This is a genomic window from Rhodococcus sp. ENV425, assembly GCF_002887785.1.
GTDB classification, from domain to species: domain Bacteria; phylum Actinomycetota; class Actinomycetes; order Mycobacteriales; family Mycobacteriaceae; genus Rhodococcus; species Rhodococcus aetherivorans.
In genome coordinates this window covers 1-8,763 of record NZ_PCZU01000311.1, presented here as the reverse complement: position 1 = coordinate 8,763, position 8,763 = coordinate 1, and the positions used below count along the sequence as shown (strand labels likewise).

Sequence of the window (8,763 nt, the reverse complement as noted above, 5' to 3'; positions counted from 1 at the left end):
GCCACCCGGTGTGGGGTCCTCGCTCATCTCATCGCTTTCGGTCTACACGGCCGCCGGGTCGGCGGCTCGTCGTTCGGCTTCCAGCATGCCCGCGGCGGCTGAGAGTCCGCTTAGATCCGACGGCGATTTTCCTGTCAATCCGCCGGGTGTTCGAGCTGCGGGGTGCCGGGCAGCACGATCCGGACGAGGGCACCCCCACGCGACGAGATGTCGACCGCGATGGTGCCGCCGTGCTTCATCACCACCTGCCGCACGATCGCGAGGCCGAGGCCGGATCCGGGCATCGACCTCGACGCGGTGGAGCGGTAGAACCGCTCGAACACCAGCTCGCGGTCCTCCTCGGGGATGCCGGGCCCGGCGTCGTCGACGGTCAGCTCCATCAGGCCGGTGCCGAGCTGGCGCATCGACACCAGCACCTCGGCGTCGGCGGGACTCCACTTGGCAGCGTTGTCGAGGACGTTGAGCACCGCCCGGGAGAGCGCGGCGTGGTCGCCGTAGACGAACCACGGTTCCGTGTGCGCCGTGAAGTCGATGTCGGAGCGGCGGCGCCGGGCGCGTTCGAGGCTGCGCTCGACGACCTCCGAGATGTCGACGGGTTCGAACACCGTCTCGGGGGCGTCCTCGCGGGCGAGGTCGACGAGGTCGCCCACCAGGGTGGACAGCTCCTCGATCTGCGCCACCACGTCGGCGCGCAGCTCCGCCATGTCCTCCTCGGGCAGGTTCGGCGCGTCGGGCCGGCTCGCCGCGATGAGCAGCTCCATGTTCGTGCGCAGCGACGTCAGCGGGGTGCGCAGCTCGTGGCCGGCGTCGGCGACAAGCCGGCTCTGCCGCTCCCGCGACTCGGCGAGGGCGCGCAGCATCGTGTTGAAGCTCTCGGTGAGCCGGGCCAGCTCGTCGTGCCCGGTCACGCGGATCGGCCGCAGGTCGTCGGTACGGGCGACCCGCTCGGCCGCCGCGGTGAGGCGCGCGACGGGGCGCAGACCGGTGCGTCCCACCGTCGCGCCGGCAGCGGCGGCGAGCACCACGCCGCACCCTCCGACGACGAACAGCACGCTCGCGAGCCGTTTGAGGATGTCCGCCGTCGGCTGCAGGCGCTGGGCGATGACGATGGTGCTGCCGTCGGGGATGCGCTGCGCGAGCACCCGCTGATGGCCGACGGTGCGCAGCGACGACTCCCGTTCGCCCTTCGCGACGGCGAGTTCGGCGCCGCCGATCGGGACGGACGACCCGGGCGGCACGTACTGCCCCAGGTTGGAGTAGATGAGCGCCACGCTGATGTCGGAGCTGTAGAGCTGGGCGCCACCGATGTAGCGGGGGTCGTAGGTGATCAGGGTGCTGCTCTCGACGAGCGCGGCAGCCCGCGCCCGCAACTGCTTGTCGACGTCGGCGTAGAGGGCGCGGGCCACCACCGCGTACGCCGCGATGGAGGTCACCGCGACGGCGATCGCCACCGCGCCGGCGGCCAGCAACGTGACACGCCGGCGCAGCGGCACCGACCGGGTCAGCAGCAGCGGGGGGCGCATGGGGCGCTTCGAATCCGGGTCGGCGCCGTCGAGCCGGGTCACGGCGGGGTTTCCCGCAGGACGTAGCCGACGCCGCGCACCGTGTGGATCAGGCGCGGCTCCCCGTCGGCCTCGGTCTTGCGGCGCAGGTAGCCCACGTACACCTCGAGGGCGTTGCCGGAGGTGGGGAAGTCGTAGCCCCACACCTCCTCGAGGATGCGGCTGCGGCTGAGGACCCGGCGGGGGTTCGCCATGAGCATTTCCATGAGCGCGAACTCGGTGCGGGTGAGGCTGATCGACCGGGTGCCGCGGGTGACCTCGCGGGTGGAGGGGTTCAGCGTCAGGTCCGCGAAACGCAGCGTCTCCTCCGACTCGGTGGCCGGGTCGGGCGAGGCGCGGCGGAGCAGCGCGCGAAGCCGGGCGAGCAGTTCCTCGAGCGCGAACGGCTTGGGGAGGTAGTCGTCGGCACCGGCGTCCAGGCCGGCGACGCGCTCGGAGACGGAGTCACGGGCGGTCAGGACGAGGATGGGCAGGTCGTCGCCGGTGCTGCGGAGTCGGCGGCACACCTCGAGGCCGTCGACCCGCGGCATCATCACGTCGAGGACCATCGCGTCGGGCCGCTCGGCCGCGACCTGTTCGAGGGCGTCCTGCCCGTCCGTGGCGAGTTCGACGGTGTATCCGTTGAAGCTCAGTGATCGGCGCAGGGACTCCCGCACCGCCCGGTCGTCGTCGACCACCAGAATGCGCATGGCCTCCAGTGTGGACCCGACCGCTGAGAGGTGTCTGAGAGGGCGGCGGCGTGTCCGGCGAGGGGGACCCGCCCGGCGCCGCGGTTCCCCCTCGCGGGTCGTCACACCTCGTTCGGGTCGATCACCCCGAGCCGCACGGCCTTCACGAGCCGTCGCGGGACGTGGTGCGTGACACCGGCGACGGTGACCGGCACCAGGGCCGGGACCTGCGCGTGCCACTGCGAGCGGCGGCTGCGAGTGTTGGACCGGGACATCCGGCGCTTGGGTACTGCCATGGTGGTTCTCCTCGGGTGTCCGGGTGGGGGTCAGGGCCGGCGGCGCTTGCCGTACTTGCGTTCGAACTTCTCGACCCGGCCGGCGGCGTCGAGCACGCGGGCAGTTCCCGTCCAGAAGGGGTGGGATTCGCTGGTGACGTCCACGACGATCAGCGGGTAGGTGTTGCCGTCGGACCATTCGACCGTGCGGTCGGCGGTGACGGTGGAGCGGGTCAGGAACGCCGATCCGGTGTTGGCGTCCTGGAACACCACGGGGTGGTAGTCGGGGTGGATGCCGGGCTTCATGCTCGTCCTTCTCCTTCTGTCGGTGCGGTGCCGGCGGTGGGTGCCGGCAGGTCGTCGCACGGTTCTTCGTGGTACTCGCCGAACGGGTCGTCCCACGTCGGCCAGGCCGCCGGGTCGGCGAACTCCTCGTCGGTGAGCAGTGCCCACTCCAGGGCGCGGTGGATCTCGTCGGGGTCCGCGTCGTGGGTGAGGATCACCATCGAGGTGTCGCGGTCCCCGTGGGTGTCGTCCCAGCGCAGTGCCGCCATGGCCCGCCGTTCGCCGGAGACGCGTTGCTGTTGCTCGGGAGTCATCGCGGCGAGCCACGGCCCGGCGTGGGCGACGCGCAGGCCCTCACCGGCGGACTCGATCAGCAGCGCGTTGTCCGGTTGCGTCGCGACCCAGGCCCGGCCGCGGGCGCGGACCACGCCGTCGAGGAGGACGTCGATCGCCTCGTGCAGGCGCTGCGGGTGGAAGGGCCGGCGGGCACCGAACTCGAGCAGCCGCACGCCGCAGTCCTCGCCGAGCGGTGGTTGACCGCGCAGCAGCGGAGAGTGCGCGTCGGACACCGTCCCGCGCCGCGCGCCGGGCGGGATCTGCCGGAGCAGGTGTTCGACGTCGACGTCCTCGCCCCACGCCAGGGGTGCGTCGGGCGCGAGCCGCGAGAGCACCGCGTGCAGCTTCGCCTGCTGCCAGCCGTCGGCTCCGGGCCGGACGACGAGGGCGTCGGCGAACTCGACCTGGCCGACGACGACCTGGGCGACGGTGCGGTCGTCGTCGAGTTCCTCGTCGCCGGTGGCGTCGGTGAGCCAGGTGGCGGCGTCGATGCAGGTGACGGTGGCCTCGATCCGCACGTCGTGGGCGGCGGGTCCGTCGATCTGCCCGACCACGCCGGAGACGACGACGTGCTCGACGGCCCAGCACAGCGCCTCGGGTTCGAGCCGCGGGTCGAGGAGCAGGACGATGCGGTCGACGTTGCTGCGGGCGTGCAGGCGCCGCAGCAGCGGGAGCAGATCCTCGCGGAGGGTGCAGGAGACGCAGCCGTGGGCCAGTTCGAGCACGTCGAGGCGGTCGTCGTGCACGGTGGTGAGGGTGAGGCGCACGACCCCCTCACCGACGTGGTCGAGGTCGTGGTGCACGACGACGGTTCCCGGACGCAGCAGGGCCCGCGCGGTGCGTTCGGTGGGTCCGCCCCGGCCCGAGACGACGATCAGCGGCGTTCTGGTGTCCACCGGAACCCCTTTCGGTAACGATTGTCATTAGCTCGAAGGGAGCGTACAGTCGCTCGGGCCATTTGTCGAAAACGATTGTCGTTACGCCCTCGGGGCGCCGACAGAAGGGAGCCCGCCGTGTCGGCGCACTGCCAGGTGACCGGACGCAAGCCCGGCTTCGGGAAATCCGTCTCCCATTCGCACGTCCGCAGCAACCGCCGCTGGGACCCGAACATCCAGCGCAAGACCTACTACCTGCCCTCCGAGGGACGCCGGGTCACCCTGACGCTCTCCGCCAAGGGCATCAAGACCATCGACCGCGACGGCATCGAAGCCGTCGTCGCCCGCCTCCGCGCCCGAGGAGAAAAGCTCTAGTGGCCCGCAACGAGATCCGACCCATCGTCAAGCTCCGCTCCACCGGCGGCACCGGGTACACCTACGTCACCCGCAAGAACCGGCGCAACGATCCCGACCGGCTGGTCCTGCGCAAATACGATCCCGTGCTGCGCCGCCACATCGACTTCCGCGAGGAAAAGTAGGCCATGGCCAAGAAATCGAAGATCGCCCGCAACGAGCAGCGCAAGCTCGTCGTCGCCCGCTACGCCGCACGTCGCGCGGAACTGAAGGAGATCGTGCGGCGCCCGTCGAGCACCGACGCGGAACGCCTCGCCGCCCGGACCGCCCTGCAGCGTCTGCCGCGCGACGCCAGTCCGGTACGATTGCGCAATCGAGACGCTGCGGATGGACGTCCGCGCGGCCACCTGCGGAAGTTCGGGCTCTCACGCGTGCGCGTGAGGGAACTCGCGCACCGCGGCGAGCTGCCCGGCGTCCACAAGTCGAGCTGGTGAGGAGCGAGTCATGGCAGTCAAGAGGGGCCCGTCGAAGAAGTCGCGTGCCGTGGAAGGCCGCAAGCCCAAGAAGAACCCGCTGTTCGCGGCGAAGATCGAGTACGTCGACTACAAGGACGTGAACCTGCTCCGCACGTTCATCTCCGATCGCGGCAAGATCCGCAGCCGTCGCGTGACCGGCCTGACCCCGCAGCAGCAGCGGCAGGTCGCCGTCGCGGTCAAGAACGCCCGCGAGATGGCGCTGCTGCCCTTCACCACCACCAGCAAGTAGAGCTCCACTCGCGACGAGGGTCGCGCGGGCACGTGCCCGCGCGGCCCTCGTCGTATCTGTGGACCGTCGAGTGTGCACAATTCGCGCTGGCTCACGGTGTGTCGTCCCGAGATGTGCACACTCGCGCGAGTTGTCCACAGGCCGTCGCGACCGCGGTTCCCTCCCGCACGGTCACCGGGCATCCTCGGCGATCATGGGGGAATTCGACGAACCGTTCCTGGGGACGCAGGCCGTACGGGCGGGCCTTCTCACGCCGCACCAACTTCGGCGATTCCGGCGCGTACACCGGGACGTGTACATCCACCGGGACGCGGCCGTCACACCGTACGGCCGCGCACGGGCCGCATGGCTCTGGGCGGGAGGCGACGGCGTGCTGGCCGGCTACTCGGCCGCTGCCCTGTTCGGCAGCCGATGGATCGACGCGACCGCGCCCGCCGAACTGATCCGACGCGGTAGCCGCCGGGGTACGGACGGGGTCGTCGTGCACGCCGAGACGATCCTCGACGACGAAGTGTGCACGCTGGCAGACATGCGGGTGACGTCTCCGGCCCGGACCGCGTTCGATCTCGGCCGTCGTCTCGTCCTGGATACCGCGGTCGAACAGCTCGACGCGCTGTGCCGTGCCACCCGCTTGGACCCTGCGCATGTCGCCGAACTGGCCGATCGGCACAGCGGCGCCCGCGGCGTGCGGCGGCTGAGGCAGGCGCTCCCACTGGTCGACCCCGGAGCCGAGTCGCTCCCGGAGACGCGGGTACGGCTGCTTCTCGTGCGTGGCGGCCTACCCCGCCCCAGCACCCAGGTCCCGGTCGCCGGCGTGGACGGACGCGTCCTCGGGTGGGCCGACCTGGGCTGGAAGCAATGGCGCACCCTCGTCGAGTACGACGGCATCCATCACTGGACGGACGAGCGACAGCGCACCAAGGACATCGAACGATACGAGGCATTCGCGGCGCTGGGCTGGTCCGTGGTCCGCGTCAACTCCGAACAACTGCGCCTGCGCCCTGGATCGGTCGTGGAGCGCGTGCGGATGCGGCTTCGAGCGGCAGGCGCTTCCGTCCGACCGCCGAGTGCGCACAATTCGCGCTGAGTCACGGCGTGTCGTCACGAGAAGTGCGCGCTCACGGGGCGACGGACGCGCGCAGGGCGGGCGCGGCGGGCCGACGCAGGGCGTCCGCGAGATCGTCCAGCCGGACCGGTTCGGCGACGAGTTCGTCCCACGGGTAAGTACCGGCCGTGCGGGTCAGGAACGCCACGGCACGACGGAGGTGGGCGGGCTCGTAGTTGTGGACTCCGGTGACGGTGAGCCACCCCCGCACGACGGCCTCGGGGTCGAGGGGCACCGAAGGGCCCGGCGTCACGGACCCGGCCAGCACGAGGCGGCCCCCGACGTCGAGCCGGCGCAGGCACTCCCCCACCGCCGCGACGGATCCCGAGAAGTCGAGCGCGACGTCGACGGGGCCGCCCTCGTCGCCGAGGGCCCCGAACCGCTCGGCCACCGCTATCCGTTCCGCATCCGGGTCGGCGACGCGCACATCGGCACCGGCCGCCGCGCACAGCGCGATCGCGGTGACCCCGAGCAGGCCGGCGCCGCACACCAGCACCCGCCGTCCGGCGACGTCACCGGCCGCCTCGACAGCGGCGACCGCCGTCGCCGTCGCACATGCCGCCGGGGCCGCGACGACGTCCGGCACCGAGTCCGGCACCCGGACCACGCCCACCCCGGCCGGCAGCACGATGTGGTGGGCGTAGCCGCCCGACAACGCCCAGTCGCCGTCGAACGGTTCGTGCCCCACCTTGCGCACGGCCCGGCACTTGGCGGTCCGCCCGGACACGCACCTGTCGCACGCGCCGCACGAGGCCGTGACAGTCCACACGACGCGCGCGCCGACGACGGTCCCGGCACCGGGACCGGCCGCGACGACGTCACCGACGGCTTCGTGCCCCAGCACCGACGGCCGCGGCCCGGGCCGCCGTCCGGCGACGGTGTGCAGGTCGCTGCCGCACACGGTTGCGAGCCGGACACGCACCAGCAGTTCCCCGTCACCGAGCCGCGGGACGGGGACGTCGCGCACGTCGACGCCGTCGCCGGTCCACACGGCCGCGCGCGTCAGACCACCAGCGACCGGATCCATCCCGACATCCTTTCGATCAGGTAGACGACGGCGAACACGATGATCACGATCGCTCCGGCGAACTCGAAGTTCAGGGTGCGGATCGCCTCGAACAGCAGGAAGCCGACGCCGCCGGCGCCGACGATGCCGAGCACCGTCGAGGTGCGAATGTTGACGTCGAGCAGGTAGAGGCTCGAGCCGATGACGGACGGCACCGCCTGCGGAATCACCGCCGCGAACAACGTCTTCCACCAGCCCCCGCCGACGGCCCGCACCGCCTCGACCGGCCCGGGATCGATCTCCTCGACGGCGTCCGCCACGAGTTTGCCGAGGAATCCCACGGATCCGAGAGCGAGTGCGCACGCCCCCGCGACGGGACCGAGGCCGATCGCGGCGACGAAGATCACCGCGAGGATCAGCTCGGGCACCGCGCGGACGAACAGGATCACCGAGCGAGCCGACCAATACACAGCCGAGTTCGGGGACACGTTGCGGGCGGCGAGTATCCCGAACGGCAGGGAGAGCACGATCCCGGCGGCCGTGGCGACCGCACCGATCGCGAAGGTTTGCAGGACGGCGTCGAGCAGCCTGCCGCCGACGGCGGTGAAGTCCGGCGGGAGCAGCCGGGTGAACACCTCGAGTGACGGACCGATCCACGTGACCAGCGCACGCGGGTCGATACGCAGGCTGATCAGTGCACCGATCGTGGCGGCGGCGACCGTGCCGGAGAAGATGAGTCGCGCGGCTCTTTCCCGGCGCGGATCCGGAACGGAGGGTGCCAGCAGAACCCGCCGGACGACGACCGCGAGCACCTCCATCGCGGCGATGATCGCGAGGATCACGCACACGATGCCCAACGCGCGCGGATACACCAGGCCGCGCAGGGCGTCCTGGAGCGCGAACCCGATGCCGCCGGCACCGACGAAACCGAGCACGACGGAGGTGCGCAGGTTGATGTCGATTCGGTAGACGAAGGTACCCATCCAGGACGGAACCACCTGGGGCACCACGGCATTGAGCATCTCGCGGACATAGCCGGCACCCGTGCTGCGTACCGCCTCCCGTGGTCCGGGATCGGTCTGCTCGACGGCGTCGGCGAACAGCTTGCCGAGCATGCCGATGGAATGCAGCGCGAGCGCGAGCACGCCGGGCAGGACACCGATGCCGAGGGCGCGGACGAACAGCACCGCGAACAGCAGGTCCGGCACCGCCCGGCAGAAGGTGATCACCGCGCGCGCCACCGTGTACACGGCGGGGTGCGGGGTGGTGTTGCGGGCGGCCAGGAAGGCCAGCGGCACCGACGCGACGGTCGCGAGCACCGTCCCGAGCACCGCCATCAGCAGCGTGTCGAGGGCGAGTTTCCAGATCCGGCCCGGATCGTCGAGGGTGGGTGGAAACATGCGGCCGAGCAGGCCGGCGACGTCGTCGAGCCCGTCGAGCAGTGCCGCGGGGGCGAAGTCGATGTAGCGGGCGGAGACCAGGACGACGAGGAGCGCGACAGCCGCGCACGTTCCCAGCAGACGCCGGCGGCG

12 protein-coding genes are annotated in these 8,763 nt (G+C 71.4%); 5 read left to right on the top strand and 7 right to left on the bottom strand.

The window, feature by feature from the left end:
- Positions 1-134: 134 nt before the first annotated feature.
- From CQZ88_RS29175 to mrf, 5 genes are all read right to left on the bottom strand, one after another.
- On the bottom strand, positions 135-1,523 hold the full coding sequence (locus tag CQZ88_RS29175) for a HAMP domain-containing sensor histidine kinase (RefSeq protein ID WP_202916546.1): 1,389 nt from the start codon (positions 1,521-1,523) through the stop codon (positions 135-137).
- A 38-nt stretch (positions 1,524-1,561) separates the two neighbouring features.
- On the bottom strand, positions 1,562-2,251 hold the full coding sequence (locus tag CQZ88_RS29170) for a response regulator transcription factor (RefSeq protein WP_006944976.1): 690 nt from the start codon (positions 2,249-2,251) through the stop codon (positions 1,562-1,564).
- A gap of 101 nt (positions 2,252-2,352) precedes the next feature.
- Positions 2,353-2,526, bottom strand: coding sequence for a 50S ribosomal protein L32 (gene rpmF / locus CQZ88_RS29165; protein WP_006944977.1), 174 nt, complete (start codon positions 2,524-2,526; stop codon positions 2,353-2,355).
- 30 nt (positions 2,527-2,556) lie between these two features.
- Positions 2,557-2,811, bottom strand: a complete 255-nt coding sequence (locus tag CQZ88_RS29160) for a type B 50S ribosomal protein L31 (protein WP_006944978.1) — start codon at positions 2,809-2,811, stop codon at positions 2,557-2,559.
- The gene (gene mrf / locus CQZ88_RS29155) at positions 2,808-4,022 is read right to left on the bottom strand and encodes a ribosome hibernation factor-recruiting GTPase MRF (RefSeq protein ID WP_102800650.1); all 1,215 of its coding nucleotides are present in this window, start codon (positions 4,020-4,022) and stop codon (positions 2,808-2,810) included. Before mrf ends, CQZ88_RS29160 begins: the two co-directional genes overlap by 4 nt.
- A gap of 117 nt (positions 4,023-4,139) precedes the next feature.
- Between mrf and rpmB the strand changes: the two genes are divergently transcribed.
- From rpmB to CQZ88_RS29130, 5 genes are all read left to right on the top strand, one after another.
- Positions 4,140-4,376, top strand: coding sequence for a 50S ribosomal protein L28 (rpmB, locus tag CQZ88_RS29150; protein WP_006944981.1), 237 nt, complete (start codon positions 4,140-4,142; stop codon positions 4,374-4,376).
- The gene (rpmG, locus tag CQZ88_RS29145) at positions 4,376-4,540 is read left to right on the top strand and encodes a 50S ribosomal protein L33 (RefSeq protein WP_003937781.1); all 165 of its coding nucleotides are present in this window, start codon (positions 4,376-4,378) and stop codon (positions 4,538-4,540) included. The genes rpmB and rpmG overlap by 1 nt, the downstream gene beginning before the upstream one ends.
- Before the next feature lie 3 nt (positions 4,541-4,543).
- Entirely contained in the window at positions 4,544-4,849 is a 306-nt protein-coding gene (gene rpsN / locus CQZ88_RS29140; protein ID WP_006944984.1) for a 30S ribosomal protein S14, read from the top strand.
- Between the two features lie 10 nt (positions 4,850-4,859).
- Positions 4,860-5,120, top strand: a complete 261-nt coding sequence (rpsR, locus tag CQZ88_RS29135) for a 30S ribosomal protein S18 (RefSeq protein ID WP_006944985.1) — start codon at positions 4,860-4,862, stop codon at positions 5,118-5,120.
- A gap of 193 nt (positions 5,121-5,313) precedes the next feature.
- Positions 5,314-6,207: a DUF559 domain-containing protein gene (locus CQZ88_RS29130; protein ID WP_006944986.1), complete on the top strand. Its 894-nt coding sequence runs from the start codon at positions 5,314-5,316 to the stop codon at positions 6,205-6,207.
- A gap of 31 nt (positions 6,208-6,238) precedes the next feature.
- Here CQZ88_RS29130 and CQZ88_RS29125 read toward each other — a convergent pair whose 3' ends face one another.
- Complete coding sequence (locus CQZ88_RS29125) at positions 6,239-7,252, bottom strand: zinc-binding dehydrogenase (RefSeq protein ID WP_102800649.1); 1,014 nt, start codon at positions 7,250-7,252, stop codon at positions 6,239-6,241.
- Positions 7,228-8,763, bottom strand: a 1,536-nt coding sequence (gene phnE, locus CQZ88_RS29120; protein ID WP_258008878.1) for a phosphonate ABC transporter, permease protein PhnE, incomplete at its 5' end; no start/stop codon positions are given. The genes CQZ88_RS29125 and phnE, both read right to left, overlap by 25 nt.